Annotated in this window: 31 protein-coding genes; all 31 read right to left on the minus strand. The window is 61.2% G+C overall.

Annotation, left to right across the window (positions count from 1 at the left end; genetic code table 11):
• Positions 1–29 precede the first annotated feature (29 nt).
• Positions 30–455 (minus strand): hypothetical protein, encoded by a 426-nt coding sequence (locus NKG95_RS29015; RefSeq protein WP_353043187.1) that lies wholly within the window; start codon positions 453–455, stop codon positions 30–32.
• Positions 455–1,852 (minus strand): phage tail fiber domain-containing protein, encoded by a 1,398-nt coding sequence (locus NKG95_RS29020; RefSeq protein ID WP_353043188.1) that lies wholly within the window; start codon positions 1,850–1,852, stop codon positions 455–457. The genes NKG95_RS29015 and NKG95_RS29020 overlap by 1 nt, the downstream gene beginning before the upstream one ends.
• Before the next feature lie 71 nt (positions 1,853–1,923).
• Entirely contained in the window at positions 1,924–5,622 is a 3,699-nt protein-coding gene (locus NKG95_RS29025; RefSeq protein WP_353043189.1) for a hypothetical protein, read from the minus strand.
• Between the two features lie 58 nt (positions 5,623–5,680).
• Positions 5,681–7,840, minus strand: a complete 2,160-nt coding sequence (locus tag NKG95_RS29030) for a hypothetical protein (protein WP_353043190.1) — start codon at positions 7,838–7,840, stop codon at positions 5,681–5,683.
• A gap of 65 nt (positions 7,841–7,905) precedes the next feature.
• On the minus strand, positions 7,906–8,451 hold the full coding sequence (locus NKG95_RS29035; protein WP_502913995.1) for a virion core protein, T7 gp14 family: 546 nt from the start codon (positions 8,449–8,451) through the stop codon (positions 7,906–7,908).
• 3 nt (positions 8,452–8,454) lie between these two features.
• On the minus strand, positions 8,455–8,811 hold the full coding sequence (locus NKG95_RS29040) for a hypothetical protein (RefSeq protein WP_353043192.1): 357 nt from the start codon (positions 8,809–8,811) through the stop codon (positions 8,455–8,457).
• A gap of 107 nt (positions 8,812–8,918) precedes the next feature.
• A complete protein-coding gene (locus NKG95_RS29045) occupies positions 8,919–11,393 on the minus strand; it encodes a phage nozzle protein (protein WP_353043193.1) in 2,475 nt (824 codons plus the stop codon).
• The gene (locus NKG95_RS29050) at positions 11,393–11,980 is read right to left on the minus strand and encodes a phage tail tubular protein A (RefSeq protein WP_353043194.1); all 588 of its coding nucleotides are present in this window, start codon (positions 11,978–11,980) and stop codon (positions 11,393–11,395) included. The genes NKG95_RS29045 and NKG95_RS29050 overlap by 1 nt, the downstream gene beginning before the upstream one ends.
• Before the next feature lie 79 nt (positions 11,981–12,059).
• Positions 12,060–12,995 carry a major capsid protein gene (locus tag NKG95_RS29055; RefSeq protein WP_353043195.1) on the minus strand — a complete coding sequence of 312 codons (936 nt, stop codon included), beginning with the start codon at positions 12,993–12,995 and terminating at the stop codon, positions 12,060–12,062.
• A 716-nt stretch (positions 12,996–13,711) separates the two neighbouring features.
• On the minus strand, positions 13,712–13,948 hold the full coding sequence (locus NKG95_RS29060; RefSeq protein ID WP_352775755.1) for a hypothetical protein: 237 nt from the start codon (positions 13,946–13,948) through the stop codon (positions 13,712–13,714).
• Positions 13,908–14,234 carry a hypothetical protein gene (locus NKG95_RS29065; RefSeq protein ID WP_353043196.1) on the minus strand — a complete coding sequence of 109 codons (327 nt, stop codon included), beginning with the start codon at positions 14,232–14,234 and terminating at the stop codon, positions 13,908–13,910. Before NKG95_RS29065 ends, NKG95_RS29060 begins: the two co-directional genes overlap by 41 nt.
• A complete protein-coding gene (locus NKG95_RS29070) occupies positions 14,227–14,445 on the minus strand; it encodes a hypothetical protein (protein ID WP_352869765.1) in 219 nt (72 codons plus the stop codon). Before NKG95_RS29070 ends, NKG95_RS29065 begins: the two co-directional genes overlap by 8 nt.
• A complete protein-coding gene (locus NKG95_RS29075) occupies positions 14,442–14,900 on the minus strand; it encodes an N-acetylmuramoyl-L-alanine amidase (protein WP_353043197.1) in 459 nt (152 codons plus the stop codon). The genes NKG95_RS29070 and NKG95_RS29075 overlap by 4 nt, the downstream gene beginning before the upstream one ends.
• A gap of 79 nt (positions 14,901–14,979) precedes the next feature.
• The gene (locus NKG95_RS29080) at positions 14,980–15,834 is read right to left on the minus strand and encodes a capsid assembly protein (RefSeq protein ID WP_353043198.1); all 855 of its coding nucleotides are present in this window, start codon (positions 15,832–15,834) and stop codon (positions 14,980–14,982) included.
• Complete coding sequence (locus NKG95_RS29085) at positions 15,834–15,989, minus strand: hypothetical protein (protein ID WP_353043199.1); 156 nt, start codon at positions 15,987–15,989, stop codon at positions 15,834–15,836. The genes NKG95_RS29080 and NKG95_RS29085 overlap by 1 nt, the downstream gene beginning before the upstream one ends.
• The gene (locus tag NKG95_RS29090) at positions 15,982–17,571 is read right to left on the minus strand and encodes a portal protein (protein ID WP_353043200.1); all 1,590 of its coding nucleotides are present in this window, start codon (positions 17,569–17,571) and stop codon (positions 15,982–15,984) included. Before NKG95_RS29090 ends, NKG95_RS29085 begins: the two co-directional genes overlap by 8 nt.
• A gap of 426 nt (positions 17,572–17,997) precedes the next feature.
• The gene (locus tag NKG95_RS29095) at positions 17,998–18,222 is read right to left on the minus strand and encodes a hypothetical protein (protein WP_352844963.1); all 225 of its coding nucleotides are present in this window, start codon (positions 18,220–18,222) and stop codon (positions 17,998–18,000) included.
• The gene (locus NKG95_RS29100; protein ID WP_352844962.1) at positions 18,219–18,953 is read right to left on the minus strand and encodes a hypothetical protein; all 735 of its coding nucleotides are present in this window, start codon (positions 18,951–18,953) and stop codon (positions 18,219–18,221) included. The genes NKG95_RS29095 and NKG95_RS29100 overlap by 4 nt, the downstream gene beginning before the upstream one ends.
• Positions 18,954–18,961: 8 nt before the next feature.
• Complete coding sequence (locus NKG95_RS29105) at positions 18,962–19,168, minus strand: hypothetical protein (RefSeq protein WP_353043201.1); 207 nt, start codon at positions 19,166–19,168, stop codon at positions 18,962–18,964.
• Positions 19,169–19,192: 24 nt separating this feature from the next.
• Complete coding sequence (locus tag NKG95_RS29110; RefSeq protein ID WP_352869749.1) at positions 19,193–19,462, minus strand: GIY-YIG nuclease family protein; 270 nt, start codon at positions 19,460–19,462, stop codon at positions 19,193–19,195.
• A gap of 67 nt (positions 19,463–19,529) precedes the next feature.
• Positions 19,530–21,497 carry a DNA polymerase gene (locus tag NKG95_RS29115; protein WP_353043202.1) on the minus strand — a complete coding sequence of 656 codons (1,968 nt, stop codon included), beginning with the start codon at positions 21,495–21,497 and terminating at the stop codon, positions 19,530–19,532.
• A gap of 202 nt (positions 21,498–21,699) precedes the next feature.
• Entirely contained in the window at positions 21,700–21,900 is a 201-nt protein-coding gene (locus NKG95_RS29120; protein WP_353043203.1) for a hypothetical protein, read from the minus strand.
• Positions 21,884–23,533, minus strand: a complete 1,650-nt coding sequence (locus NKG95_RS29125) for a toprim domain-containing protein (RefSeq protein WP_353043204.1) — start codon at positions 23,531–23,533, stop codon at positions 21,884–21,886. Before NKG95_RS29125 ends, NKG95_RS29120 begins: the two co-directional genes overlap by 17 nt.
• Before the next feature lie 146 nt (positions 23,534–23,679).
• Complete coding sequence (locus NKG95_RS29130) at positions 23,680–23,907, minus strand: hypothetical protein (protein ID WP_353043205.1); 228 nt, start codon at positions 23,905–23,907, stop codon at positions 23,680–23,682.
• Entirely contained in the window at positions 23,904–24,161 is a 258-nt protein-coding gene (locus NKG95_RS29135; RefSeq protein ID WP_352883764.1) for a hypothetical protein, read from the minus strand. Before NKG95_RS29135 ends, NKG95_RS29130 begins: the two co-directional genes overlap by 4 nt.
• Complete coding sequence (locus NKG95_RS29140) at positions 24,158–24,355, minus strand: hypothetical protein (protein WP_353043206.1); 198 nt, start codon at positions 24,353–24,355, stop codon at positions 24,158–24,160. Before NKG95_RS29140 ends, NKG95_RS29135 begins: the two co-directional genes overlap by 4 nt.
• Positions 24,356–24,406: 51 nt before the next feature.
• Positions 24,407–24,667, minus strand: a complete 261-nt coding sequence (locus tag NKG95_RS29145) for a hypothetical protein (protein ID WP_353043207.1) — start codon at positions 24,665–24,667, stop codon at positions 24,407–24,409.
• Positions 24,667–24,846, minus strand: a complete 180-nt coding sequence (locus NKG95_RS29150; protein WP_352869737.1) for a hypothetical protein — start codon at positions 24,844–24,846, stop codon at positions 24,667–24,669. The genes NKG95_RS29145 and NKG95_RS29150 overlap by 1 nt, the downstream gene beginning before the upstream one ends.
• Before the next feature lie 2 nt (positions 24,847–24,848).
• Complete coding sequence (locus NKG95_RS29155) at positions 24,849–25,088, minus strand: hypothetical protein (protein WP_353043208.1); 240 nt, start codon at positions 25,086–25,088, stop codon at positions 24,849–24,851.
• Positions 25,085–25,570 carry a hypothetical protein gene (locus NKG95_RS29160; RefSeq protein WP_353043209.1) on the minus strand — a complete coding sequence of 162 codons (486 nt, stop codon included), beginning with the start codon at positions 25,568–25,570 and terminating at the stop codon, positions 25,085–25,087. The genes NKG95_RS29155 and NKG95_RS29160 overlap by 4 nt, the downstream gene beginning before the upstream one ends.
• A 3-nt stretch (positions 25,571–25,573) precedes the next feature.
• Entirely contained in the window at positions 25,574–26,323 is a 750-nt protein-coding gene (locus tag NKG95_RS29165) for a hypothetical protein (RefSeq protein WP_353043210.1), read from the minus strand.
• Positions 26,324–26,380 lie beyond the last annotated feature (57 nt).

The following is a 26,380-nucleotide window of genomic DNA, read 5'->3' on the forward strand; positions in this document are numbered from 1 at the left end:
GGTTGTTCCTGTGATTAGAGCGAGAGGTGTCACAGCGCAGCCGCCCACGCCCAAAGGCTGTCGATCTGCACAGGAGTGATGCTGAAGAGGGGACCGAGGCTGTCGATCAGCGGGTGAGTTCTGCGGAAATAGGTGGCCCATCGCCATTCGATCATGCCAGCCGGATCATTCACCAGCTTCATCTCGACGTCTGCCTCAGCGATGCCGATGGACAGGAGAGCCCTGCGGACCTGCTGGGGGCTTAGGGTCGGCATTGCCTCGCGAAGCTCTTCGACGGTCGGTGGGGTAGCGGCAACGTATGAAGCGGCTGAGGCACTGGCCGAGGCATAGAGCTGCCGACCAAGAACCTCGGCGTCCCTCGTGGACGCTGTGAATGGTATCCATCCGTGGACCGAGTGGTTGATCTCCATGTCGATGGAGCCCAACGCGTTGAACTTCGGGTAGCGGTATTCCATTAGGCAATCCTCACGAAGAGAGTGAAGCGGGGGCGGTTGAGGCCGGTATCGGCCTGGACGCGACCGAGTGCCCTCCACGTCCCTGCAAGAACGCTTCCACCTCTGGTAAGCCGAGGATTGTCGTCTTTGGTGTCGTTGGGCTCGGCTGCAGATAGGACGGACGAAATACCAGCGGGCTGTAGGGACGAGCCTGCGTAGGTCCCGTTATCTGAAACCCCGCCGTTGAAGATGAAGGCAAACACGAACGACCCAACGGCACCGTAAGCGATGCCAGCGATGGCCGAGGCAACTGCGGCTGAGGTGACTGCCGCGTCAGAGCCGTTGGTGCCTGCAACACCCTGAGGACCCTGAGGGCCGGCTGCGCCTTGCGGGCCTGTCGGACCAACGCCTCCGGTCGCTCCGGTCGCTCCGGTGTCGCCTTTGACGGCCACAGGGGACCAGTAGGTCACGTTCGTCGGGATGTTTCCGGTCGAAGCCAGGATGTTGATGTAGGCTGAGCCGTTGTAGGAGACGACGTCCTTGGGGGCGTAGGCCGTTGCGCCTGCGTAAGCGCCTCGCCAGATCATCCCTGGAGTGCCGGCCGCCCCGGTTGCTCCTGCTGGGCCTTGCGCACCAGAGGGTCCTGCCGGGCCTTGAATGCCTTGGATGCCCTGAGCACCGGCACCGAAGGTGATCCCTGCGGACCAGTCGCCGGAGGTCGCGCTGAGCTTCCAGAAGAGCTTGCCCTGCTGGATGTCGAGGTAGGAGAAGTTCTGCGCCTGAGCGTCGTAAGCCGCCCGCCCTGCGGTCAGCCCTTGGGCGTTGGGGGCATAGTTGGCCCCGGCAGGACCTTGGGGACCTTGAAGGCCCTGGGTACCTTGCGGACCTTGCGGACCCGTGGGGCCGGGGTTGCCGGTAAGCCCTCTCTCGCCGGTGTCACCCTTGGGCATGTCGGCAGACGTGAAGGGACGGAACTGGCCTTCGGCGTCGAAGCCGAGGACGCTATTCTTGCGGACTTCGATGGTCGGGAACTGGAGAACGATGCGACCGGCGTCCGTGGCAGGAGCCGTGATCGCCCCAGTCTTCAGGAGGATGGCGATGTCAGCGCTTTCTTGGCTGACGTACATGGACTGCAGCGCTTGCCTGTTGAGGTCTTCAGCGCGCAGCGAGGCACCGTTCGCAATGGTGACCAGCGGCTGAGCAGAGGGCGTCTCGCGGGCGATGCGGACTTTGGTTCCTGCTGCCGGAGCGGTGTAGAAGCGGATCGAGAACGGCCCTGTCCAAGTGAAGGAACCCGAGGCGACGTCGTCGATGTATGCCTTAACGTGATTGCGGTCGAGGTAGCCGAAGTCGAACGTGTAGTCGAGCGTCGACCCGTCCCCGTCGTAGACGACGAAGGATAGAATTGGTGTGGTCATTTCGTTCCTTGGTGGGGAATGCAGAAAGGCCCCCGGGGTTAGCCGAGGGCCTCGTTGGGGAGCCGGTTTGGTTACTGGCGCGGTGGATGCTTGGGCAGATCAGCGATCAAGCCATTCAGGCCCATCGTGATCGGCAGGGCGTTCCCGAAGACAGAGACACGAGCAAGGCTGCGTGCTTCGTCCTGAGACCACTCACCCTCGCGGAACAATCCAGCGATACCTCTGGACGCCTGCATCACGTCGTCGATGCCACCCACGGTGGGGTTGCCGAAGAGCATGTTACTGGTCTGCCCCGTGGTGCGAGTGTAGGAGAACAGGCCGTCGTACCCAGCGGCGTACCGCCCGGTGTCGACAAGCATTGGGATGATCGAGGAAGCGCCAGCTCTTGCGAAGCCAGCCGCCATCAGCGCCATAGGGTTCAGTCGCTCTTCGAGGAACTTGTCCTTGTCGGAGCGTCCGATGGCCTGCACCTTCATCTGAGCGACGTAGGAAGCGGTGGCCATTGCCGTGGTGAGGACGATCTGATGGAGCGCCGTAAGGTCGCGCATGTTGGCAGCCTTGAGGGTCTGCTTGGCGTAAGAGCCGACCATGAATGTGCGGAACTGCATCAGCACTTTCGCTAGCGGATGGGACATCCACATGATCATGTTGCCGAGGTCATTCTTCTGGATGACCTGACGGCTCAGGCGATGGGCTGCCTGAATGAATGCCTCGCGAGCCTCCTTGTCAGCCCACTTGTCGAAGTGAGCGCGGACGACCTTCTTGCCGGTGATGAAGCCGGTGGTGTGTTCGAAGTTGCCCTCTTCGTTGAACATCTTCATGACGCGAGCGGTCATTTCCTTGTCCAAGCCCAGATCTGCCAGCCGCTTGGCCGACATGCCCTTGCCGCCGTTGGCAGCCATGTTGGAGAATTTCTGCACGATGGCCGCAGCCGTCCAGCGTTCAAGCATGACGTTGGCCTGGGTCAGCCCCGAGACCTCGGAGGTGAACTTGTTGGCCTTGTTCAGGCCCCGCTCAACCACGTCCTTCCATGTCCCCGAGGGTTCGTCATAGAGGTGCGTGAGGTCTTCGAGGTTGTAGTTCGAGCTGTGCATGAGGCGGTCTGCACCGACACCCATGATGGCTTCTAAGTCGTCCCCGAGGCCAGACTTCAGGATCGACGCGCCGTCCTCGTTGATCACGCGGCGCAGGGCCGGTGCTTGCGAGAGAGCTGCTTTCCAGCCGAGAGACGCGATGGGCATCCCGATCTCGGAGAGCTGGGCAAAGCCAACTTGGTTCATGATGCGCGCGAAGTTGAACTTGCGGATCATCCTGAGGGTCCAGCCGGCGTTGGTCGCTTCCATGGTGTTGGTCGGGCGACCGAGGATCGAGGCGTAGGTGAACTCCAGGCGCTTGATGCTGGTGTCTGCGTCTGACCTCGTGATCTTGCCTTGAGAGATGAGGTCGGCGTTCTTCTCCTTGACCATGCGGACGTACTTGTCCCACTCCGCATCGCTGGTGAACCCGTTGATCAGCAATTCGCCGGTCTGAGGGTCCTTGAAGCGGTAGCGGGCAAGGGCCACGCGGCCCATCGTGTTGCGCATGTAGCGCGTGTAGTTGGCCTTGGCGTCCGTCGAGAACAGGTCCGAGAGCCTCAGCTCTTCAGTCGCACCGTCGAGACGCCTGACCGAGATGGCCGGCATACTCTCGTCGAGAAGCAGGCGGGACTTCAGATGCTCGGAAGCACCCTTGTCACTCTGCATGTGCTGCCCCTTGAACTGCCAGCGGAGCGCGTCAGCGTCCTCTTTGACGAGGCCGTAGTTGCTCTCCAGCATGTCCACCAAAGCGTCCAGATTGCCCCCACTGAGGCGAGCCGAGGTGATGTCTTCAAGGCCATGAGCCCGGTCGACGATGGCCTTGGTGAACGCCTTGGAGGTGCGCTCGACCAGATCGTCTGCGAGAGCCGTGTTGGCGGACTTCATCGCGCGCCCGATCAGGTTCGAGATCGTGTCGACCCCAAACAACCTGCGGGCCTCGACTAGGCGCTGGGCGTCCCAGAAGCGAGGAGCGAAGTGTGGGTCCTTGGAGACCGCGTCGGCGTTCAGCACCGGACGGGCGTCGGCAATGCCTTCTCGCATGAACGGGTTCTGCATCATGCCCAGAGCGTCGTCGTAAAGTTGCGACTGCTTGTTGCCCATCTTGATGACCGCAGCGTCGTATCGTTCTGCACGACCTGGCTGTCGGTCTCGGATGTACTCGTCGACCTTGCGGTTGAACGCCCGCTCGACCTGTTCAGAGGCCATACCCTTGTCCTGCCGAGAGGCGAAGTCGCTGAGCTGGGCCGAATAGGTCTGCTGATGATGGATGACCTTCTCCTCGTAGAGGCGGGTCATGTCCTCTGTCACGGCAATAGCGTTGACCGCGCCCTCGTGCTTGCCAGTGCCATCCTGCACGAGACCAGCGACCGCCTTTACGAGCGGATTGGCATCCTGCTGGAGGCGGGCCGAGAGATCGGGCCGGATGCTGCCGCCGAACGTCTTGGCGAAGTCTCTGTCGTCGAGGAGGCCGAGACCTTCGTCGAGGAACGGGGTGTTGTTGGTCGCCCTTGCTGCACCGACGGAGCCGGCGTTGGGGACGATTCCCTCGTGGGCATCAACAGCGTTGCGGGTAGCCTGAGCCAGCCGGGCACCTTCGAAGGTCGTCTCGGGCCTGCCGAACAGGTGACCAACAGCGCCGCCCATGCCAGCGCCAAAGACGGTCGCCGCGAGGAGGTCAGACTGGTTGACGTTGGGGTTCACTGCGGCGTTGAGTGCAACAGAGGCAGCACCGCCAGAAGCGCCGGCCATAGCCCCTTCAAGGACCCTGCCAAGACGCCGGCCACGGTTGCCGATTACCAGCTCCGGGGCGACTGTGGACGCCAATAGGTCAGCACCAAGGGCCACCGGATCGAAGATCGAGTTTGCGATGCGTAGGGCGCTGCCGGTGAAGCCAGCGTTGGACAGCCGGATGTTGCGGTCCCAGTCGTCTTTGACGCGACCGAGATTGTCCTGATAGTCGACCTCGGAGACACTTGCCAGACGCGGAGAGTAGCGCTCGATCTCGGTCTCAGGGACGCCGCGGATTTCTAGGTCCTGCTTCACCCTGGCCGGGTCGAGGGACCAGTTCGGATCAGGGGCGATCTGCTTGTTCTGGACGCCAAGCCACGGGAGCGTCTGCTCGGTGTTGTAGGCGTCCTTCTGGAGCTGCCACCAGCCCGGTTCAGCGGTCTCGACCTCAGGAGCCCGAGGCGTGTTGGTGCGCCATCCGGGAACCTCGACCGAGGGCATCGAGATGTCGGCTGAGCCATTGTTCGAAGTGTTGATGGGTGTGAACTCACCCCCGAGGAGCTTGGCAGCCCGCCTGCGGGAGACGAGCATGTTCTCGCTCTCTACCTTCTGGCGAACCGTGGTGCCGCCGTCGACCGCATCGTAGCGGCCTGGAGCCCCGGCGTTGATCGTGGAATACATGTCGAGGAGGCTCATGCCGGACTTCCATCCGTTGGCCTCAAGATAATCGAAGGACGACTTCACAGCTTCCGCTGCGGTCATGCCTTGGTGGTAGCCGAACTGCTTGCGCTGTGGCTCGCCCATCTGGATCAGGCCACGGTGCTGACCCCACTTGGTGGTCGGCCCCTTTTGCCAGATGTCGTAGGTGTTTCCCGTTTCGAAGCCCACGAGGGTAGCGAAGTCGAGAGGGTCAGCCCCACGACGTTTGCTTTCGTCAATGATGGCCTGAGAGAGTTCTGAGTTCATTGTTCCTCGTGGGTGAATTGAAAAGGCCCCCGGAGGTGATCCGAGGGCCTGTGAGTGGTTAGCGGTTCGCGCCGCCTAGCGGGGGCATGAAGCCGTTGTCATCGTAGACCGGAGCGTTCTTGCGAATGCGCTTGCCGAGCTTCTTGATGACGGGCTTTGCACCCGGCTCAGGGACCGTGACGTCGAAGGCCTCGCGGGTCTTCGGGTTGATCCAGACGGTACCATTGCCGTCTTCCGCCTTCGCTGGGACGAGGCCGTGGGTTTTGGCTGCGCCCCTGACGGAGATGTCGTGGGCAGCCTTCGCGGTCTTCTCGTCGTTCATCGCGCGGCCACGGTCGCGGATCGTCTTCAAGCTGACGAAGTACGGTTCCCCATTCTTGTCGTCCATCAGGCTTGCGCCCGTGTTCTTGTCGATCAGCATAAATCGGCCGCCAGAGCGATTGATGTCGCCAATCGGCAGGATGGTGATGTCGCCGGTCGAGATGTCGTGATCCTTCAAGACCCCCGGATTGGTGGTCGCGAAGTCCCCGATGATCCCGTCCAGAGCGGCCCTGTAGTTGTCAGGGAGAGCCGCCTTGCCGAGTTCCAGCAGAGTGCCATTGTAGGTGATCGAGTTGCGCTTAACGCTCTCGGTGGCCTGCGTAATGGCCATGTTCTGATCCACGCCACCACGCACGAGGCGCTTGGCGATGGATGCAACACGCTGCTGGGCTGCGGCAGAGTTCCACGGTGTGGTCTCCGTGCCGAAGATGCCAAAGAGCCAGCCATCCGACGACGCGAGGGTCTTCACGGACTGGTCGATCTTGTCGTTCTGGTCCCGGGTGAAGTTCAGGCCATCGACCTGGACCGGCTGCGAGGTGCGAACGGCAAACTCGAGAGCGGCCTGATCTGACATCTGCCGGCCATCCTTGCCGGTGAGATTGTCCTTGGCGATGATGAAGCTCTCCATGAAATCACGGTCGGCCTCGGTCACGTAGGACATGTAAGTGTTCTTGGACGTGTTGTAGAGCCAACGCGCCGTCTTGACCTTGTCCATCACTCGATCCATCGCGTCGGGGTTCTGCGCCATGTCCACCGAAGCGGCACTAGCGATACCCGTGACGACGGCCTTCAGGGCAGGGTGTTCGAGGCCGGCGAGCTGAGCCTTTCGGAGTTCCCGCTGCATCGTCTGCTGGGGGTCTTCCTTGTTGGCAGTGGCGATCTCAGGCGAGCGCAGGAGATAGCGATTGAACGTCTCCTTCTTCAGCGTCTCGGCATTGATCGTCTTCTGCTCACCGTTGTGATCCGTCCATGTGGCGTCCACGGCTCGGTCGAGCTTGTCTTCGGCCAACAAGCTGTCGGCCTGTGTGTCGAAGCTGAGCTGCTGGTTCTTGTCGTTGCGGACGCCAACAGCCTTCTCGGCCTCGGCCTTGATCTGCAGAACGCGGTCCCGATAGACTCTCTGCGAGGAGAGCGAGGTCTTGCCAGAGCGACCATTGTACTCGGCATCGAGCATGGCCACGGCGTACTCGGGGTTCGTCTGGACTATCCGAGCGGCAGCGTTGAGGTACTCCTGATCGAGCGTCTCTTCGCCGGCCCCTAGGGAGCCCTTAACACCCAACTCTCCACGCATGGCGCTGAGTTTCTGGGCGAACTCGCGGGGCTCGACGCCGTTGCTGATCCACTCGTTGGCCTTGTCGGTGATGACTGTGAAGGCCGTGTCGACGGTGGACTTGTTGGTGCGATCGATCCGGTACTTGTCTTGCTTCGCGAGGACCGACGTCTTGTACTGGTCCCATGCGGCACCCGCCGAGGCGAGAGCGTTCGGGTCGGTCAGGCCGCTCTTCTCGATGTTCTCTTGGAACGTCTTAGCCAGGAACTGCTCGGGGTTGCCCTTGTCCCAGTCGAAGCTGGTCTGCAGTTCGGTATCGGTGTCCTGAGCGAGGCTCTGCGCCCACTTATTGCCGTAGACCTTCTGGCGGGCAGCGTTGGCGATCACGTCGTCGGTCACCGACATGCGGCCCTCAGCGATGTCCTTTCGGGTCTCCGCTAGGGTCTGGCCGGCGATGTGCATCTGGAAGGCGGCGTCCTCACGGGCGCGCTGTTCCTTGCTGGTCTTGCCGACGACCCCGACGAGGCCGCCGACGGTATTCGAGAAGGCCCCGAGAGCGTCAGCCAGACGGAACAGGTTCTCGTTCTTGGCCGGCTGCGGCGGTGGGGCGTAGGTGTCCGACTGCATCGGAGCGGGCTGGAGCCGAATGTTCGACTGCAGCTCCGGTACTTGAACTCTTCCTTGGCCTGCCATTATGCGACCCCTGCTGCCCTTGCGCGTTGATAACCGCCGTAGGCATCGAGACCGCCGCCGAGGATACGGATTGCAGCGTCAGCGAAGGACGGCCTCTGGCCCTGTTGGACCGAGTTGATGCGGCCCTCGGCCTGGGCCTGAGTTGCATCCATCTCGCCACGGAGATAGTCGGCCTGCATCTGGTAATTGTTGTCGAGGGTTCGCTCGTAGCGGCCCTGTTGCCCATAGTAGTCCGCGATCAGTGCGTCGACTGACAGGCCTGTGACGCCAGCCTCGCCGGCAGCGACCTCAGCGGTTGCCCTACCTCGCATCGCATCGGTCTGCAGTTGCTGGGTCTCCTGAGAGGCAGCCTTACGCTCCTGTAGGGCGCGGTTCTGGTTGGCCGCATAGGAGTTCACGGCAGCCTTGTTCGCCGCCTCACGGTTGTTCTTGTAGTATTGCTGCTGCGCCTCATACTGCTGCTGCTGGCCCATGAAGCCGGCGACAGTGCTGGCTGCGGACAGAGCGAACTGGGCAACAGCCAAACCGACTGCGCCTATGCACATTCGTTATGACCTCAATCTTGCAAATTCGTGGAAGGGACGCTTCTCAACGCCGAACTCAGCGTGGGTCCTCAGAAACGAGAAACCCATGCGCTTGAGCCAGCGGATGTGCGTGGTGTTGCGCGCGTCTATGTGGTTGCCGAGAAGAGGGCGGACCTTATGGAGCCTCTTGAGCCACTTCGGGGTCATGCCAATGAGTTCTCGGCGGTGTTTCATGATGGCGGGCGAGGAGACCATCCAGACGATCCCGAGATGGGGATTGCCCTTGACGGGGTCGACACCGAAGAGGCCAAAGACCTCCCCGTTCGTCTCCACGCCGGCCCACACGTAGTTGCCCTGCTGGACGAGCTGCGGCAGGACCACCTCAGGTTCCAACCCGAGGTAAGCCCGGCACTCATCCCGATCTGCTGAACGCAGACGCGGGGCCAAGGAAATAGCGTCGGCCACCTTGGCCCTGCGAATTGTGATCATCAAATCCTTTGCGATTTCTGGACGTAGTTGCCGACCCACTCTGCGGAGAGCAGGCAGGACGGGAGATAGCTGTCGTTCACGATCTCGACCTTGACGCGGTCGTTCTTGGACAGGACCGGAACCTTGAAGGCTCCGTCGCTGAGATTGATCTCGTCGGCCCTGTTGTTCGGATCGCCCATGATGCGGCCAGTCGAGTAGTAAGCCCTCGTCTGGTGCGCCAGAGGTGTGACCTCGACGCGGAAGTAGGCGGTCTTCGAGAACTGGATCAGCAAGCTTATGAGCTGGAGCCGGCCCTCGGTGATTACCGACACGCCGCCATTTCGGCTCTCCTGCCGGATGAAGATAGTCGACAGTCCGTAGCGCGTCTCGTAGGTGGTCCCGAAGTAGAGTGGGACGTCCCTCACGTCGCCTTCGAGGACCACTGAGCCGGCATCTGAGGACAGGATGCTGATCTGCAATCCCGGTTCGAGGGTCGGTATTGGTGATCCCGCCGTGACACAGACATACGGAGCTTCGGTCATGTCGTGATCGGTCAGCACCGTGGTCCGATTATTGTACGGATCGTAGGTGCGGACATCGTAGTTCTCGACCCTGAACCGCCTGTCGAGGTTGACCACGAATCGGACGTCTGGGTCGACACCACCTGGCTGGATGTCCATGACCTCAATGAAGGCCTTGGTGCCCCTGTTGAGGACCAAGACGAGCTGGCTGTCGATGAAGCCTATGTCGAGGATCGAGGTCACGCCGGGGAACGTCCACCGGGACCAGCTAGCCTGAAGCTGCTGAGCGTTCGACCAGTAGTATTTGTAGACGTAGAGAGACGTGAGGTCTCCGTCAGCCTGCACCACAAGGATGTCCTCGTGGGTCGACGCGGCGAGCTTGATGGCGGTTCCCGGGATGTACTGCGGAACGTGACCGGTCGAGTCCTCGGCGTCAGCTAGGCCGCTGTTCACGTCGATCCTGTAATCCCTGATCATCGTGAACTGGCCACGGTCGACCGGGAAGAAGATCGAGTTGCCTGCCCGCACGGGGCGCGCCTTGCTGGACGATGAGAACGCCGTCGAGGGGCGGATCGAGGCTGTCTTTGGGGTCAGCAGCTCGTTGCCCATGAGGGTGAACTGCATCTGGTCGGCCCACAGAACCAGCCTGTCCGACGAGGCCACCGCACTGCGAAGCACGGAGACACCGTTATCGGTCGCTGCCACGTCGATGGGATCATCGTCCAGCAGTGCCGTAGCCGTTGAGCGCCAGAAGTCGAAGAAGCTGCCGTGCCGGGACAAGATGACATTCTCGCCAGCCAGGAACCCGAGGCGGTTCTTGAAGAACAGGACCTCGTTGACCTTCTCGCCCACAAAGGATGGGCCGGGAGCGATCACGTCATCGCCGCACTTCCGCTTGTCCCAAGTGGCCCCATCGAAGGTGAATGAGCCATCGGCCTGACGGATCAGGACGTGGGGCATCGTCGAAGCCTTCAGGGCGGTGACGATCCCGGGTTTGGGGATTTCACGCCAGACGCCGATGGAGGAGTTGGCGTCCTGCCGGTCAAAGCGGACGAAGTAGTTGTCGAACTGGGTGCCGACTGAACCTACCACCTCAACTGCGACGTCGTCCTCGCAGTAGGCGGGCAGATCAGCGAAGTCCTGAACGGTCTTGCGGACCGCCTTCATGGCGTGGCCGTTGAAGCCATCGTCTACAGCGATGCTGAAGTCTGCGCCGTCATCCTTCTTGATGTAGATCGTCGACTTGAAGACCTTGACGGTCCAGCCATTGGCTGCGGTGATACCGTTGGCGGCGAGGTTTGTGTCAGTGTCCTCCCAGTGCCAGTTGCCATTCGCTTTGTCATCGGCGGTGTCCTTCATCAGGACGGTCTCACCAGTTGCGAGGCGGCGGGCGATGAAGGACACGTCAACCGAAGGGGTCTGCGCGGAACTTTGACCATCGGGAGTCAGGTAGCGGGCGATCTCAACGTTGTTGATCTTGATCGTGTAGGTCTTGCCGTAGTTGCCGGCCAAGACGTTGATCAGGGCCTCGCTGGGGCAGGGCTGTTCGATTACAGCCGTGTCCAGCTCGACCTTGACGGTGTGGTTCGCGATGTAAGTGTAGTCGCCCACCGTCAGTGCCCGATAAGGAGGACGGTCGTAGGCGCCGCTGTCGTAGCTCAGATAGCCGTAGCCATTGGGAGCCGTGACGGTGCGCTCAGTTCCGTTGAGAGTGAACACTCGGATCGACGTTGGCGTGGCGATCACCTCGTAGCGCTCGGAGGCGTCACGGTTGATCTGATGGGTGAAGACGTTGCCCGCAATGGCCTCGCCAAGGGACGCCCTGAGCTGCGTCGGAGGGCGCTTCTTGAGGCCATCCACGATTGTGGAATAGGCGTTCGTCTGGATGTCGCCTTGGGTAGCCAACCGCAGGGCCATAGCCTGCTGACTGACGCCGTTGGCGAAGTTGGGGATCGACCCAGAGACCTTAGCCATTACGACCGGGTCTTGAGCCTCACGACGAACTGGCTGTCGTTCAGCATGTTCGGGTCGGCGCTGTCGAGTTCCTCCTCCATCATCGCGGCGCGAGCGATCTGCTCGTCCTGCAGCGTGTAGGAGTGGGTGGCCTGATCACCGAAGTATCGATCCTGATACTTGCGGGCGGCTCTGATTGTGATGAAGAGGCGCGCGGTGGACGGGAGTTCCTCGAAGTCGAGACCGAGGACCCAATCGACCGTCACCGGGCCTGCGAATTGGTAGGTGCGGTCGCCCTTGTTGTAGAGGCGTTGGCCGCGTTGGACAGCGCTGATGCTGGAGCTTTCGCCTGAGGTGTCGACCTTCAGGACGTTACGCGGGAGGATGATCTCTCCGTTCTGGTCGGGGGTGATGCTCACGCCGTCTTCGGAGTTGAAGTTCCAGCCGACGGTTTGGACCTCCACAGAGGTGGCCCGAAGGGTATTCATGGCGAGCGAGGCGTCGATTACTTGATTGTCCTCAAGGGTCGACACAGGGCTTTCGGCGCTGGTCGCGAGGATTTCGTTGATCGCCTCAAGCTCTGTCAGTGGGGTCAGGCCGTTGGCCATTGATCCTCCAGAGGAGAGTTGAACGAAAAAAACCGAGGCCCCCGTTAGGAGGCCCCGGTTCAGTGGTGGGTGCTGCGGATTAGGCAGTCTTCAGTTCGATGCCGCACTCGGGGCGCAGCTTGTCGTGACCGACAGCGTACTTGGCGACGATCAGGGTGCCCTGACGCGAGACCATGTATTCGCTCTCAAGTGCCACATCGAGCAGCTTGACGGTGCCGGCAGCGCCCTTGTGGAAGATGACGCCAGCGGTGGTCGTGAAGTTGCCCTGGTACTTGGTCGGGCCAGTCGTCACGTTCGTGCCGTTCGGCAGGTTGATCGACTTGAAGACCGGGATGTCGGCGATCTTGACGACCTTGCCGTCCGAGTAGGAGCCCTTGCCGTCCCAGTCGCGGTTGATGACCTTGGTGTTCTGGGCGAGCGCGTAGTACTGCGCCGGCTTCAGAGCGCCCCAACGGTCGCCTGCAGGAATGTACTTCTCGTCGAAGATGACGGCAGCGTCGAAGAAGGCCTTCGCCATCTGATCGCTATCCGTGAGGAGGGCCGCGTTGGTGATCGAGCCACCGCCCGGCAGGCCGTCCACGACGTTCGTACCACGCGAAGCGAGGATGATCGTGCGAGCGACGTTGCGGTCGTAGGCCTGAGCCAGCTCTTCGCCGAGCTGCTTGGTCATTTCCGAGCGGCTGTCGAAGTGGTTCATCGCCTCGTAGATGTTGGCGGTGAAGTAATCGGTCAGGAGCAGATCATCGACGGTGATGACGCGCTCGTTGAACTTCGTGACCGTACCGAGGACCTGATCGCCCGGGGTGTGGTAGCGAGCACCAGAGGTGCGACCTGTGACCGGGAAGGACGCCGACTTGCCCTGCGAGATGTTGCGGACCATGTGCTTGTCCGCGTACTCGACGGTGCGTTCGAAAGCGGTGAGGATTTCGCCGGTAGCGACCTTGACGAAGTTGGCGTCGAGAGCGCCAGCGCCGTTCGCCTGACCGAGATTGGATACGATGCCAGGATTGGCCATGTGTTGTATTCCCGTGTTTGTTCTGAGGTTTGCGCGGACCTCGGAGCAGCACTGGAAGCGTCATTGGGATTGTCCGGCTTCCGAGCCCTCAGGCGTCGGTTGGCGGGTCTCCAAGTGGTCTTCTGGTGAGACTTCCTTGGTTCCTTGATCACCGCCTAAAGAGGGGTGTGATCTGTCAGAACAGGGCGTCGGGAATTGTGGATTGCGGCCAAATAAAAGTGCGGCCAGAATTGGAATAATAAAGTGTTAGAAGGACCTAGGCGGCACGTAGAGGCAGATTGTGATGTCGGGGAGGCCACGTGGTAATCGGCCACGAGACCCGTGTGCCGTTCCTTTTTTTTGGGCATGGCACCAATGGAAACGCATGTCGTGTGATTGACGCACCCTGCCGTCCCCGTAAGGCAGCAACTCACCGGATGGCATCTTGAAGCCCTTGCTTGTTTCGCGCACCGCGGCATCTGCGATTGGCTCACAATGCTCATCTTGGCAGCACTGCTTTTCATACCAATCATGTGCCGATGCCGACGGCATCCCGAAAGTGCAGGCTGCGGCTATGATAGCGCCCAACCCGAGAGCGCTGCCGTCCCTTCTCAATAGGCGGATCATTAATTACATTAGACTTACCTTGTATAAGGTCGCAAGGTGTTCGACGAGAAGGGCAACGTGATCTCAGACGCCATCGAAATCGGCCTGAGCGGCCGGTGCCGGGGTGTATGTCAGTGGGAGACGTTGTCGTAGAAGGCGATGAGGCGCTTGCCACAATCGTTCTTCTCGGTCTCCGATTTCTTCAGCTCAGCGATCAGAAAGATCACTCGCTTCTTTGTCATCACGCCACTGGACGGCGGGGCGACCTGGGTCTCGAAGCATACCCGCAGATCGGCGGGCAGCTCAGGGTAATGCGGCTTGGCGAACTTAGCGCCAGAGGTCGCGCAGGCGCTCAACGTCAGCGCCATTAAGGCACTCGCGATCAGCGTCTTCGAGCGTTTCCACATACTGGTTCAATTCGCCTATCTTGGTTTGAAGGGCTGCCTGACGTTTGGCGTTCTCGGAAGCGACGATGGCGTCCGACTGGCGGGCCGCCTGTTCGTTCTCGATTGCCTTGCGTTGCAGCTCGATTGTCTCGGTGAGCTGCTTGGTCTCGACAGCGTGGTTGGCGTCCAGCCGGCCTTTGCCGTAGATCACGCCGATGATGGCGAGGATCGCGACGAGGCCCGCCAGCCAGCCATAAAGCTTAGCCATAGGGTTCCTGTTGTTCGGGTTGGCCGAGCGACTGCCGGTAGTCCATGTGACCGACGCCGACGTATGCTCCGTAGACTGCCGGGATCATCACTGTGATCCCCACGGCAGCCGTCTCAAGGCCCCGCCAGATGCAACTGAACAGGGCGATGAAGGAGAGCGCGAGCGTGACGGCAAGCCAGAACTTAGAGGTCCTGCGCTTGCTGCGGATCACGGACGCCGGCCTGAGGTGAACGTCGGGAGATTCCCGAGCGGGTCCTTGCGGACGTCGAACGACGGGCAGGCTTTGGAGGCGTACTCATTGTGGCCGGCGATGCGCTTGATTGTCGGGAACTGCTTGAGCAAATCCTGAGTGAGCTTCAGCATCGCTGCCTTCTGAGCAGCCGTGCGGGTGTCCTTGGGCTTCAAGGAGTTGGCTTCGATGCCGCCGATGTAGCAGCACCCGATGGAGCCGGTGTTGTGGCCTTCGACGTGAGCGCCAACCCGCTCTAGGGGTCGACCCTTCTGGATGGTGCCGTCGAGGAGGACGATGAAGTGATAGCCGACGTCTTTCCAGCCGCGTCCCTTCGGGGGCGGGAGAGTGTGCCACTTGCGGACATCCTCGACGTCGAACCACTTGCCTTCAGGCGTGGCAGCACAGTGCCACACCAGAGTGTCAATGGGTCTCATTTTTCCTTGAAGTGACTAGGAAGGGGAACCAATTCAGTCCCACAATCACCGAGGGCGTGGCCCCCCGAACCCAGTGGTATTAGATGTTTGAGCGACCGAGCTTGTTCTGCACCTTGGTGCGGAATGCCGGGTCTTTCTCGTAGCGCTGGTCGGACATGTCTCGCGTGACCTCAGCCCACGAAGCGTAGGCATCCACGGAGCTGCCAGAAGGCTTGCCTCCGATCAATGTCGGGTCCTTGCCGTTGGCCGTTTCGTACTTGGCCTTGAGCTGCTCCATCGCGATGACGGCGGCGTTCACGTCCGCACCTTCGAATGCTTTGTTGAAGGTGGCGATCTCAGCGGCGGGGATGGAAGTGGAGGCCCATGCGAACATGCGGTCCATGCTTTCCTTGCCACCGGCTGCCGACGTGATGCGCTGCGTTGCCATCTCGGCAAGAGCCTGCTGGCCGGCGATGAAGGCGTCGACAGTTGCGCGGTCGTGACCAATGGCCTCGGCTGCGGCGTAGTCGGCGTCATCCAGCTTGCCGTTGGCGGCGAACCGCTCGTTCAGGCTGGCGACAACCTCAGATGCCTTCTTGGGTTCCCCCTCAGGCTTCTTCTCATCCTTGGCCTTGTCGGCGTCTTCCTTCGCCTTGTCTTCCGGCTTGGGCTCTTCCTTCGGAGCGCCAACCTTCTTCTCCAGCTCGGTGTACGAAGCCAGCAGGGCCTCGTGGTTCACCTCGCCTTTCTCAGCATCCCAGAACTTCTCCGGGACATTCTCAGGGCGCTCAGCCTTCGACGGGGCAGGGGCGTTCTTTGCCGCGTCCTCAGCAGCGATCTTGGCGCGGGCCTCTTCCCCGTTCGTCGGGGCAACTGCTGCCGCCGCTGCGAGGGCTGCTGCGGTCTGTTCTGCGGTCGGCTCGACGTGGCCGATCTGGACGCTTCCAGTCTGCATCAATGGGCCGTGTAGACGTTGCCGCTGAGCATCAGCGTCTGGTTGTCCGCGAGCTTCGGCTCTTTGGCCTTAGCTTTGGTTTTGGTTACCGGCTCCACGACGGGAGCCTCCGGTGCAATTGCCGCTACCGGCTCGGCCTGTGTTTCGTCAGCCATTCTGTTCTCCTGTCGTGCCTTGTGGGGGTTGCTGCTTCATGCCCTCCTTGGCCATGCCGCCCATTTGAGCGATTGCCTGAGGACCGAGTTGCTGGAGCATCTGCATCTGCTGTGCCTGCTGGTCCGACGCGGCGATCTCTTCGTCGGAACGAATGAGCCCGCCCATGTCGATGCCAAGGGCAGCTCCACGTCGCTTGAAGTACTCACCGAGGTTGACGTAGCGACCAATCGCGTCGGGGCCGCCAACTTGGGCCGCGCCAGCGATGAAACTGTCGAGGTTCTGCAGGTCATTGCCGCGACCGAGGGCGTCGAGGCCCGTGACGATGGTCGTTGAGGTGATCTCCTTGGGGAGCGGAGGCACCTTTCGGACGAACTCCATGCGGATTTCGAACAGCTTGGCGACAGGCATCTGGAACTCTTCGGCCAGCAGCGAATAGACGCCGCCGAGGCCTTGGTCGAGTTCGCCGGCCATGTACCGGATTTCCTCGGCAGTGACCCGCTCGCCCTTCCGCTGGACGGAGGTGTTGAGCAGGAACGCGAAGGACAAACGCTCGGTGAGCTGGGCGATGAACCTTTCGGCCACCGCAAAGTCGGCCTGCTTGTCGAGCCTGAGGGGCTGAATCGAGTTGATGTCGCCTTGAACGAACGCGCCGTTCTCAGCCTTGGATAGCTTCTCGACACGGACGGTGGAGTTTGGGGAGACGATCCAGACGACCTTTGCACCTTGAACGGTGCCGTCGCGGAGGGCTTCAGTCAGAACGTCGAGGGAGTTGAGGTCGCCAATGTACTCGTCGACGAAGCCACGACCGTAGTCCTCGCCCTCCACGTAGGTGAAGCGGAGCGGGAGCCAGGGCAGCTTGTCAGCCGGATAAGAGCCAGAGTACTCGCCGTCGATCTCAACGTCGTCGATCTCTTGGGTCACGATGTACTGGCTGGTGGCGTCGTCGAGGTAGATCTTGGTGTAGACCTCGACCTTGGCATCGCGAGGCCCTTCGGCAGTCGCGGCCTGTATCTTGGACTTGATGTCCTCCGAGAGGGCTGCGCGGGCGACCTCTTCCTTGATCACGATGTCAAGGATGTTGCCAGACGGGTCACGGTTGACCACGTAGGAGCTGAGGCGGAAACCGCGGGGTTTGCCCTTCTTCGGGATGAAGATCATGTAGTTGCCGGCGATTACCAGTTGCCGGCAGGCCTCGAAGGCAACGGGCCGAAACATGGAACCGTTCATCTCGCTGATGACGGCACGTTCGCGGGCACTGAGGGCCTTCTCGATCTCGCCGCGCTTGTCCGTGGCCTTGGTCAGGTCTTGGAGGGCGATGTCGTCGATTTCGTACTTGAAGAAAGGCGCGTTGATGGGGAACAGGCTCTGGCTCAGCTTGGATGCGAGGAACCTGACGCCACGAGCGCCGAGACCTTGGTTGGGCTCTACGAACTCGGTCGAGCCTGAAGAGCCCTCTTTGGGGAACAGGTATGGGACCGTGAGTTCTGCAGCCCGCCGAGCCCGCTTGAGATACGGGTCTCTTGCGGTGGCGAGCTGCGCATACAGAGCCTTCGCGGTGATTACGTCAGTCGCGTCGGCCAAGGTCGATTATTGAGGGATGTTGATGCCAGAACCGCCAGTACGAGCCAGCGGTATGGTCAGTGCCTTGCGACCCCTGCGGGCGGCAGCGGCGGCGTTGCCATCCTGATTGGACAGCCGGGACGTTTCGTTCAGGACAGGCGCGAGAGGCTTGTCAATCGGGGGTGGGGGAGGCGCGACCGGGTCGGCCGGCTCAATCTTTGGCTTGCTGAAGCACATTGGCGAGGAGGTCTTCTTCCTGATTTTGGAGGATGGCAGCTAGGTGTGTGATCACCCGCTGTTGTCCGATCAAAGCCCCAAGCTCACGGTCGGAAATCGTTGGGTCGTCGGGCAGCCTGTCGCGAAAGACCTGTCGAAGGTACGCGAGGATTTCCCGAGACAACTGCGGAGGAGCTAGAAACCCCTCCGTAGTGCTAGTGGTCACCCTATTCATCCAGCCAGCGGCCCGAGCATGGCAAGCTCTCGCTCAGCGAAGTAGATGATCTTCCTGAGGTCATAGGCCTTCGATGTCCCCGATTTGGAGCCGAGGCGGTAGCAAGCTTTGAAGATGTTACCGACAGCGAAGCTCATGCGCTTGTGTTCGATCAGGTCCATCAGTTCGGTGGCCGTCTCGGGGATCAGATAGTAGGACGAGGAACCCCCGTCAGATTTCACCGGGGCGTCCACAGAATGGGCTCCTTCTTGGCGTGATCGTAATCGTCGTTGTGGAGGATGCGAGCGAGCCGAGCCTGAAGCAGGGCATCGTCGGCGGTGAGGCCGGCCTTCTCGTACGCGGCAACGATGTGAGGCCAATAGAGGTCACCGGGCTGGATCGCCGCGAGGAGCTTCTCAGCCTTGACAGGTCCCATGCCCGGGCAGCCCGGGTAGCCGTCCGTTATGTCGCCTGTGAGGGTCTGCTTGAGGAAGTTGTGGAGGGCCTCGCGGGGGCTGACCTCAATGATGTTGCCATTGCGGTAGATCAGGCCCGGGATCGTGAGCATGTCCTTGTCCTGGCTGACGATGACCTTCTCGCCTTTGATCAGCCGAGGGTTGGTCGCGAGGATACCCATGACATCGTCGGCCTCGATCCCCGGCTTGTATTTCGCGCCGTGTTCTTCGATCAGCCAGCGCTTGACCTCATTGGTGCCGACAGGCTTGCGTGAGCGGCCCTTCTTGTAGCCGGCGTAGAGGTCGTGGCGGAACGTCGTGCCCTTTGAGAGAGTGATGACCGAGGCGTCGGCGTCGAGGTCTCGCTCAAGGCGTTGGATGGTGGAGAGGACGGTGGCCTTAACCTCTGCGACGTCGCACGTCAGGGTCCACTCGTCGTCGCCCCAGTCGGTCTCGACTTCAAGGGCAGCTCCAGTCGATACGACGAGGATGTCCCCGTCGATCAGCAGTGTTCTCAATGGTTCTCCTATGGGTGGGCTTCGGTGATCTGAACGGGCACCACGGCGTACCGGAAGGCCCGAGCCCAATGCTTCCACCGCTCGATGTGCGCCAAGGCGTCGGCTTTGCGGTGGAATAGCTTGGCCTTGCTGATGTCGGCGTCCCGCCTACGGTTCCAAGCGCTCTCGCCTCGGACGTAGTGGCCGGTGTCCACGTCCTTGATGACGTACCGCATCAGTCGATTTCCCTGATGCCGTACTTATTCGTCAGGGCTTCCTTCATCGCTTCCCGATCTGCCGTCTGCAGCAGTCCTGCGATGGAGCCCCCGTAGCAGACCGGCAGCATCTTCTGGGTGTAGGTCGAACCATTCTGTGCCGGCGATGCGATAGCCAGCCAGCAACTCGTGAAGAACTGCCTCAGCTTGTTTGCGATCATCAAATCTCCTCGTTTCATGGAAGCGGTAACCCCGCTCGGGGTCGTTGGTATTCATCTGCCGCAGACGATTCTTGAGGTCCTTGGCGAGACCCACCTTGCAGCGCCCGGGCCACGCCGCGTTGATCGCGATGTAGACGTAGCCCGGAGCGTTGAGGGGTGCCTTAGTGTGTCTCTGCCCAGTTCGTTCCCACGACGGAGTTGCCGGCGAGAGGGCAGCGGAAATTGTAGTATTCTCCAGCGAGACGGATGGCTTTCTCGGCCTCCTTCCCCACCAGAATTGCTTTGTCTTCATCGACCTCTATCTGCCACTCGTCGTGGACGTTAACGACGAACTCGTAGTGGACGCCCGGGACCATCCCGAGGGCCTGTAGGTTGTTGTCGAGGATCACCAGCGCGCGCTTCATCTGGATCGCACCGGCAGACTGCAGGAGCGTGTTCAGGGAGGCATGGGCCGAGCGAACCATGAGGATGCGACCATCAAGGCCCTTTATCCAGCCTTGCGTCTTGGCCTTGCGCTGCACCGCTTCGGACAGCTTTCCGAGAGCCGGAAGAGCCTTGAGGAACTTCTGACGGGACTGCTTGCCAGCGGCGATTGCCTTGGCCTTCGACGACGCGACACCGAGGATGTTCCCGAGGTTCTCGTCACCGGAGCCGTAGATGAAGGCGTAGAACCAGACCTTGGCGACGTCTCTGCTGCACCCCAGCGCCTTGGCGTTGAGGGTGTGCATGTCGGTCCCTTCGGACTTCTTTCCTTCGAGAACGGTTTTGATGTACGCGCCACCGTCGTAGGCGGCCATGTACCCAGCCAGGTCTCGCAGCTCCAACGCATCAGCGTCACAGCCGACGAGCTTCTTGCCCTTTCCGACAGTCCAGCATTCCCGGCACTCGTAGCCGTACGGGAGCAGCTCGCCGGTCTTCTTGTCGTGGATGCCCGGGACCTGAGCCATGTTCGGCTTGGAGTGGGTCATGCGACCCGTCACCGCGCCGTTCGTGGCAACCTTCCCGTGGACGCGGCCATTGCGCTCGTGATTGAGCCACGCCTCCTTGCCTTCCGCGACTTGGCCGATGCGCTTCTGAACGACGAAGTACTCGGTCAGGACCTTTGCGGACGGGTAGGGGAGGCCCTTGAGCGTCTCGTCGTCGACCTTCGGATGACCATCGGAGGTGAACTCCGCGGGCTTCCAGCCGAACAACTTCTTCAGCCGGTTGGCGACGTCCTGCCGTGATCCCGGATTGAACGGGACCAGCTTGACCTCGGTGTACGGAGCGTCGGTCGAGTAGTGTATCTTCGGCCAGATCGGTTTCTTCTCGCCGGTCTTCTTGTCGATCTTGAAGTTGCCCTTTCGGTCAACCTCGTAGCCGACAGGCTTGAGGTGCTTCTGCGAGACACTACGGTCTATGGTCGGCGTCTTCGGGCCGAGGTTGCGATACCAAGGCTTGAACTCAGCCTGCAGCATCCGCTCCAGGTCGGCCTTACGCTGCGCGAGGGTGCTGTGCAGCGCGTGGACCTTGGGGAGATCGAGGGCGAACCCATAGGCCTCCTGACGGGCCACGATGCGGCGCACGTCATGCTCAAGCTGGATGCTCTCTTCCGAGAACCCCTTCTTGATGAGCTTCTGCCAGAGGCGGTCGGTGACCTCGACGTCCTGCTCGCAGTAGTCCTGCATCCCTTGGGACCAGTTGCCCCACACGAACGCCGTGAGCGCATCGCCCTTGAGACCTTGGGCGACACCAGCCGCCTTCATGATCTCGCCGTAGTCGCCCTTCCAAAGCCCCATGCGCTGGCCCCAGCTTTCTAGGCTGTGTCGGCCCATGAGCTGCTTCTTGATCCACTTGTTGAGACCGAGGCGCTTCTCTTGCCGGAAGTCGGCGTCGAGCATGTCCGCGTACATGAGACGGGACATGATCAGGGTGTCGCGGATCAGGCCCTTCGGCTTGAACCACGGGTTCAGCTTCTGGATCGCCGGGATGTCGAAGTCTTGGATGTTTTGGCCGACGATGACGTCAGCGTTCATCAGGAGGAGGAGGCCGTCTTTGACGAAATAGCCGTTCCGGTTCCGGTGGTCGTCGCATGACCAGATTTCTCCGGTCTCGGTATTCTTGATGACCAGCGAGTGGATCGTGGTCATCTCTGGGATCAGTCCGTTCGTCTCGATGTCGAAGACGAGGGTGGTTCGGCGGATTGCATTACCTCTTGAATTGCGCTCACCACGTCCCTCCACGCTTCAGCGAACAGGACGATGGTTGCAGTTCTGCCTTGGAGGATTAGGCGGGAGCCCTCGCGCCGAACGATCAGCGCTGAGGGGACGTTCTCATTGGTGTGGTCGAAGGTCAGATGTCCTGCCCCTCGCTAAGCCACACGTCGCGGAACTTGGCTTCGGTCGGCCCCACCTTCGAACAAGGAAGATAGAGGCCGGTCGCATACACGCGGCACTCATTGCCGGGCTGTGGGGATGGATGCGGGGTTGCCGCGATCCAGAGGATAAGGAGGGCTGCCATCACGAACGACAGCGCCTCAGAAAGGCAGGTCATCATCGCTCTCGTTAGAGAAGCCATGCTGTTGGGCGTCCTTGTCTTTGAAGGGGTCGTCGTCCCGCACAAACAAGCGGCCTGTTTCCTGCTTGAAGCCGAGCATGATGGTCTTGCCCGTGGCTCTGCCGGTGTATCGGTCCTTGAGAATGCGGAAGATGGTAGTGGTGGCGATAATCGGATCTTCGTTCTGCTGGTCTCGTTCGAGGCCGAACATGAAATAGGACCAGAAGCCGATCGCTCGGGAGCCCTTGAAGTGACGGATCATGACGCGCCCGCCTTCCTCGTGAGGTTTCCCATCAGGCGTCGACAGGTGCGAGACGAAGTGGATGATGATGCCCAGCTCCATAGCGAGGCCCGCCATCTCCTTCATGATCTGCTCTAGGGTGCCCTTCTCGTCGCCTGTATCGGCCATGGCGGTCAGGTGATCGACGTAGATCAGCTTGATGCCGAGGCTCACCGCCATGTAGCGGATGTGCCCCTTGACCAACTCCCAGTCCGTCTGGCCGAAGCTGTCGTAGAAGAACAGCTTGCCATCCAGCTCGGTGGCGGCGCGGGTCAGTTCCTCCGGTGTCCAGCCGGCGTCCGGGACGTGGAACATCTTGCCGGCCAACTTGCCTGCAACACGCTTCGCCGTTTCGACGGGCTTCTGTTCGAGGAAGATTGCGCCGACGTGCTGCTTCAGCTCGGTGATGTCGAACGCGATCTGCTGCATCAGGAAGTCGGTCTTGCCGATGCCGGTGCCTGCGCCGAAGCCATAGACCTCGCCGTCACGGCGTCCGTAGGTGAGCTTGGTCAGCTCCTCCAGGCACCACGGCAGCCCGTACTCGACCGGCTTGAGGAGGTCGCCCATGATGTCGGAGACGCCGACGAGACCATCAGGACGGTAGACCTTGGCACCCCAAAGGGCGTCGATGGTCTCCTTGACGCGGCCCGCCATGAGCATCTCGTTGGCGTCCTTGAGGGGCAGCGTGGCGATCTTCAGCTTGCCAGGTGTGAACGGGATCAGCTTGCATTCGTCGGTTGCCTTCTGGCCGGGCTCGTCCTGATCGAACATGAGGACGATCTCTTCGAACTGCTCCAGCCACTGGAGGTTCTTCCGCAGGGCCTTGGCCGCGCCGTCACACCCGTTGGGGATCGAGACGACGGGCCACTTGTGACCCTGCATTTGGCTGAGAGAGATCGCGTCCAGCTCGCCCTCGACGATGACGACGCGCTTACCGCCGTCCCGCCATAGCCACTGGCCGTAGAGGCACATGTCCTCCTTGTTGCCCTTAGACCGGAAGTCCTTTCCTTGGAACCGGACCTTCTGCCAGACGAGTTGCTGCGCGCTGTTTCGGTAGTTGAACAAGCGGACGGGCTGGCCGTTCAGGGTCGAACGGGTGAAGCCCCACTTCTGCGCGCTTTCTAGATTGATGCCTCGGCTCTGCCAGTCGGACGGCTCACCAAGAGGGACGAAGTCTACGTTCCGGGGCTCTGCAGCCTCGGTCTGTTCTGTCAATTCATTGTCTCCGGGTTCGTAGTGGCGGCAGCCAAAGCAGTAGGCGTGGCCGTCCGTGTACCGGGCGAGATTGTCGCGGGAGCCACAGGATGGGCATGGCTCCTTGCGCAGGAACTCACTGTCGGTTTCGTGCATTCAGCCTTGCGGCGGGGTGTTCTGGAACTGCTGGAGTTGGTGCTTGACGGTCTCGGCGGTGAGCAGGGATTTGCCCATGCGCCGGCCTGCACTGAGGACTAGCTGGTAGCGGAGAAGCGAGAGCCTATCCGCGTCGGAGAGTTGCCTCACCCGACCTCCTCGATCCGCATCGTGTTCGCCACGGACATCAGCCGGTGGTGAACCTGATAGGCGGCGGTGAAGACGATACGGGCCATCTCCGCGGCGTCGTAGACGTGCGTGACGGGGCGACCGGCGATGGCCTTGACGTTGTCTTCTCGGCTGACCTTGAGGAGGTCTTTGGCGAACTCCAAGAAGTCCCCGGCGAGGTCCTCGGCCATTTCCTTGGGGCTCATACAGCCACCTTCACGAGGATGTCGTGATAGTACCAAGCGAGGGCACGGACGCCGTCGACGTGGGTCTCACGGCAGTGGAACTCGATGGTCTGGATGTCGACACGATCGATGCGGGCGTCGTAGTATGCATAGGGCTCCACCATGCGCGGCATGACGGCGACCTTGTAGTAGCGCGGCCGATCCGGGGAGTAGAAGTCCGGCAGCTTGTCGGCGTATCTGCGGAGGTCGCTCAGGGAGATTGACGCTCGGCTCATTGGCTCACCGTCACGGTCACGCTCAACTCGCGGGCAAGCCACGCAATCATGTCCAAAGCGTCCGTGAAGGCAGCCTCAGGCTGGGCATAGAGACCATCCTTGCGGGGGTCGTTTATGGTCAGGATGTATCCGCCATTCTCGGCAGGGGTGACGCGGAAGCCGTCGTTGACGGTCGGCGCAGGCAATTGGCGCATGTGCATTCCTTTGTTCGATTCAGGGACAGGAAGGGGCCGAAGCCCCCTCCGTCAGATCATGCTGTTGAGCGCAGCGAGGATGGCGACCAGCGTCGAGGCCCAGCAGAACAGGGCCAAGGTGATCGTGGTGCGTGGATGCTGGTTGTTCGTCACGTTGACCCCGACAGCGTAGCCGGCGACCAAGGCTTGGAAGCCCACGGCGACTCCGAAGGCCGACCCGTGGGTGGCGCTGATGGCCACAGCCAGGACGAGGATGACGATGCCCGTGAGGATCGCGCCGAAGCAGTGAGCGAGACGGATGGCCTCCTGCATCAGAACCACCCGAGGATCGCGCCGAGCAGACCGAAGGGGATGCCGATGATGCGGAGGATCAGCATCGTCGTGAACGGCGAACCAGCGGTGGCCGCATGGATCACCTCGATCAAGTTGACGATCCAGCCGTAGATAAAGGCGACGATCAGGGCGAGCTGGAAGAGAACGACACCCTTCATGATTAGGCCACCAACTTGGTGAAGCGCTTGCTGATCTTGGCAGCGCGGTCGAGGCGCTCCTTGGCGGCGTTCTGCTGCTCGATCTTGGCCGCGATCTCGGCGTCGTGCTTCTCGACGATCCTGGTTTCGTGGGCGACGACAGCTTCGAGGACGTCGAGCGCCTTGGTGAAGCCGGCGATGGCCTTCTCGGTGGACGGGGCGCGCACGATGCGGGCAACGATGGATGCGATCAGGGTCTTCATTTCTTCACTTTCGTTTGGGAGTTGAGGATGGCTTTGAGGGCTTCCATGCGACCGGCAGTCGGTGCTTCGTCGAGCCAATCCCGAGGGATCGACTTGTCCGCGTAGAGGAAGCCGTGGGTCTCACACCACATGGCGTACGTGGTCTGGGATTGCTTGGAGATGCGGGTGCCCGAACGGCTGAACACCAGCCTGATGTCGAGGTCAGGGTGCTGCTCTTTGATCAGCTTGTGCTTCTGCCGATCAGCAGTGACGAACTGGCCCTTGGTCTCTACGATGATGCCGTTGCTGAGCAGGCGGAAGTCGGGTGTGTACTTCGCCAGCCGAGCGGGTATCTCGTAGGTGATCTTGAAGGTCTCGTAGGTGTAGGGGACGCCGGCATTGTCCAGCTCCCCCGCCACCTTGTCTTCGAGCCCAGAGCGGAACCCCTTGGCCACAGCAATCTGCCGCGTCGAGGTCCGCTTAGGGAACGTTCGTTTTACCAAGGCTTAGAAGTCTTCTTCGCCCTTGGCTGGGCCTTCGGATGAGCCCTCGTCGGACTTCTCTTCCCCGGCCTCTTCCTCACGATAGTCGTCAGGGTCGTAGCCATAGCCTTCCTCCTCGCCGAAGCCGTAGGAGTTGGCAGCGCGGGAGCCGTTGGTGACCAGTTCGATGACCTGAACGCCACCGAGCATCAGCGTGAGGCCAGCCGCAGCGGTGCCAGCGACGAAGTATTCGCGGGTCGCGAACGAGACCTTGCCCTCGGAGCCGCCCCAGATGTTGACGCCGTTGCCGATCTTGCGGCCCTTCGCGTCGAACAGGTCGGGCTTGCGGGACCACTTCTTGCCGGCCTTCGGACCCTGCTTGAACTCGCCCGAGGCTTTCATCTTGAACTTGAACTCGACCTCGCCGGTCGGCTCCTCGGTCTCCTGATCGTACAAGACGGTGAAGAGGTCGTTCGGCTTGACGCTGCCGAGCTTCTTGCGGCTCTCGACCTTCAGCTCAGCGAACTGACGCTCGGCATCCTGCATGGCCGCGTCATAGAGAGACTGCAGCGAGACCATCTCGTCGCCGTGCTTGATCTTGCGGTTGACGAACGCCTCGGCGTCTTCGAGCGACAGGCGGAACTTCAGCGAGTATTCGCCGTCCGGCTTCGGGTAGTCCTTCGTGCCGTAGTCCGGTTCGGTCAGCTTCGGGTAGACGAAGATGCCGCGCGGGGTGGTGAACTGGGGGAGTTTCTTCTTGGTGTCTTTTGCCATTGTCGGGAAAGTCTCGCTAGTGGAGGGATTTAGACGAAATAACGACGTTCGAGGGCT

Origin of the sequence: Mesorhizobium sp. M1423 (genome assembly GCF_040317575.1) — a bacterium.
GTDB lineage: Bacteria > Pseudomonadota > Alphaproteobacteria > Rhizobiales > Rhizobiaceae > Mesorhizobium.

What these genes read in the sequence shown, in the direction of transcription:
- NKG95_RS29015 (WP_353043187.1), bottom strand. Translation starts at nt 455, where the DNA reads ATGGAATACCGCTACCCGAAGTTCAACGCGTTGGGCTCCATCGACATG.
- NKG95_RS29020 (WP_353043188.1), bottom strand. Translation starts at nt 1,852, where the DNA reads ATGACCACACCAATTCTATCCTTCGTCGTCTACGACGGGGACGGGTCG.
- NKG95_RS29025 (WP_353043189.1), bottom strand. Translation starts at nt 5,622, where the DNA reads ATGAACTCAGAACTCTCTCAGGCCATCATTGACGAAAGCAAACGTCGT.
- NKG95_RS29030 (WP_353043190.1), bottom strand. Translation starts at nt 7,840, where the DNA reads ATGCAGTCGGACACCTACGCCCCACCGCCGCAGCCGGCCAAGAACGAG.
- NKG95_RS29035 (WP_502913995.1), bottom strand. Translation starts at nt 8,451, where the DNA reads ATGTGCATAGGCGCAGTCGGTTTGGCTGTTGCCCAGTTCGCTCTGTCC.
- NKG95_RS29045 (WP_353043193.1), bottom strand. Translation starts at nt 11,393, where the DNA reads ATGGCTAAGGTCTCTGGGTCGATCCCCAACTTCGCCAACGGCGTCAGT.
- NKG95_RS29050 (WP_353043194.1), bottom strand. Translation starts at nt 11,980, where the DNA reads ATGGCCAACGGCCTGACCCCACTGACAGAGCTTGAGGCGATCAACGAA.
- NKG95_RS29055 (WP_353043195.1), bottom strand. Translation starts at nt 12,995, where the DNA reads ATGGCCAATCCTGGCATCGTATCCAATCTCGGTCAGGCGAACGGCGCT.
- NKG95_RS29060 (WP_352775755.1), bottom strand. Translation starts at nt 13,948, where the DNA reads ATGGCGCTGACGTTGAGCGCCTGCGCGACCTCTGGCGCTAAGTTCGCC.
- NKG95_RS29065 (WP_353043196.1), bottom strand. Translation starts at nt 14,234, where the DNA reads ATGGCTAAGCTTTATGGCTGGCTGGCGGGCCTCGTCGCGATCCTCGCC.
- NKG95_RS29075 (WP_353043197.1), bottom strand. Translation starts at nt 14,900, where the DNA reads ATGAGACCCATTGACACTCTGGTGTGGCACTGTGCTGCCACGCCTGAA.
- NKG95_RS29080 (WP_353043198.1), bottom strand. Translation starts at nt 15,834, where the DNA reads ATGCAGACTGGAAGCGTCCAGATCGGCCACGTCGAGCCGACCGCAGAA.
- NKG95_RS29085 (WP_353043199.1), bottom strand. Translation starts at nt 15,989, where the DNA reads ATGGCTGACGAAACACAGGCCGAGCCGGTAGCGGCAATTGCACCGGAG.
- NKG95_RS29105 (WP_353043201.1), bottom strand. Translation starts at nt 19,168, where the DNA reads ATGCGGTACGTCATCAAGGACGTGGACACCGGCCACTACGTCCGAGGC.
- NKG95_RS29115 (WP_353043202.1), bottom strand. Translation starts at nt 21,497, where the DNA reads ATGACCACGATCCACTCGCTGGTCATCAAGAATACCGAGACCGGAGAA.
- NKG95_RS29120 (WP_353043203.1), bottom strand. Translation starts at nt 21,900, where the DNA reads ATGACCTGCCTTTCTGAGGCGCTGTCGTTCGTGATGGCAGCCCTCCTT.
- NKG95_RS29125 (WP_353043204.1), bottom strand. Translation starts at nt 23,533, where the DNA reads ATGCACGAAACCGACAGTGAGTTCCTGCGCAAGGAGCCATGCCCATCC.
- NKG95_RS29130 (WP_353043205.1), bottom strand. Translation starts at nt 23,907, where the DNA reads ATGAGCCCCAAGGAAATGGCCGAGGACCTCGCCGGGGACTTCTTGGAG.
- NKG95_RS29135 (WP_352883764.1), bottom strand. Translation starts at nt 24,161, where the DNA reads ATGAGCCGAGCGTCAATCTCCCTGAGCGACCTCCGCAGATACGCCGAC.
- NKG95_RS29140 (WP_353043206.1), bottom strand. Translation starts at nt 24,355, where the DNA reads ATGCGCCAATTGCCTGCGCCGACCGTCAACGACGGCTTCCGCGTCACC.
- NKG95_RS29145 (WP_353043207.1), bottom strand. Translation starts at nt 24,667, where the DNA reads ATGCAGGAGGCCATCCGTCTCGCTCACTGCTTCGGCGCGATCCTCACG.
- NKG95_RS29150 (WP_352869737.1), bottom strand. Translation starts at nt 24,846, where the DNA reads ATGAAGGGTGTCGTTCTCTTCCAGCTCGCCCTGATCGTCGCCTTTATC.
- NKG95_RS29155 (WP_353043208.1), bottom strand. Translation starts at nt 25,088, where the DNA reads ATGAAGACCCTGATCGCATCCATCGTTGCCCGCATCGTGCGCGCCCCG.
- NKG95_RS29165 (WP_353043210.1), bottom strand. Translation starts at nt 26,323, where the DNA reads ATGGCAAAAGACACCAAGAAGAAACTCCCCCAGTTCACCACCCCGCGC.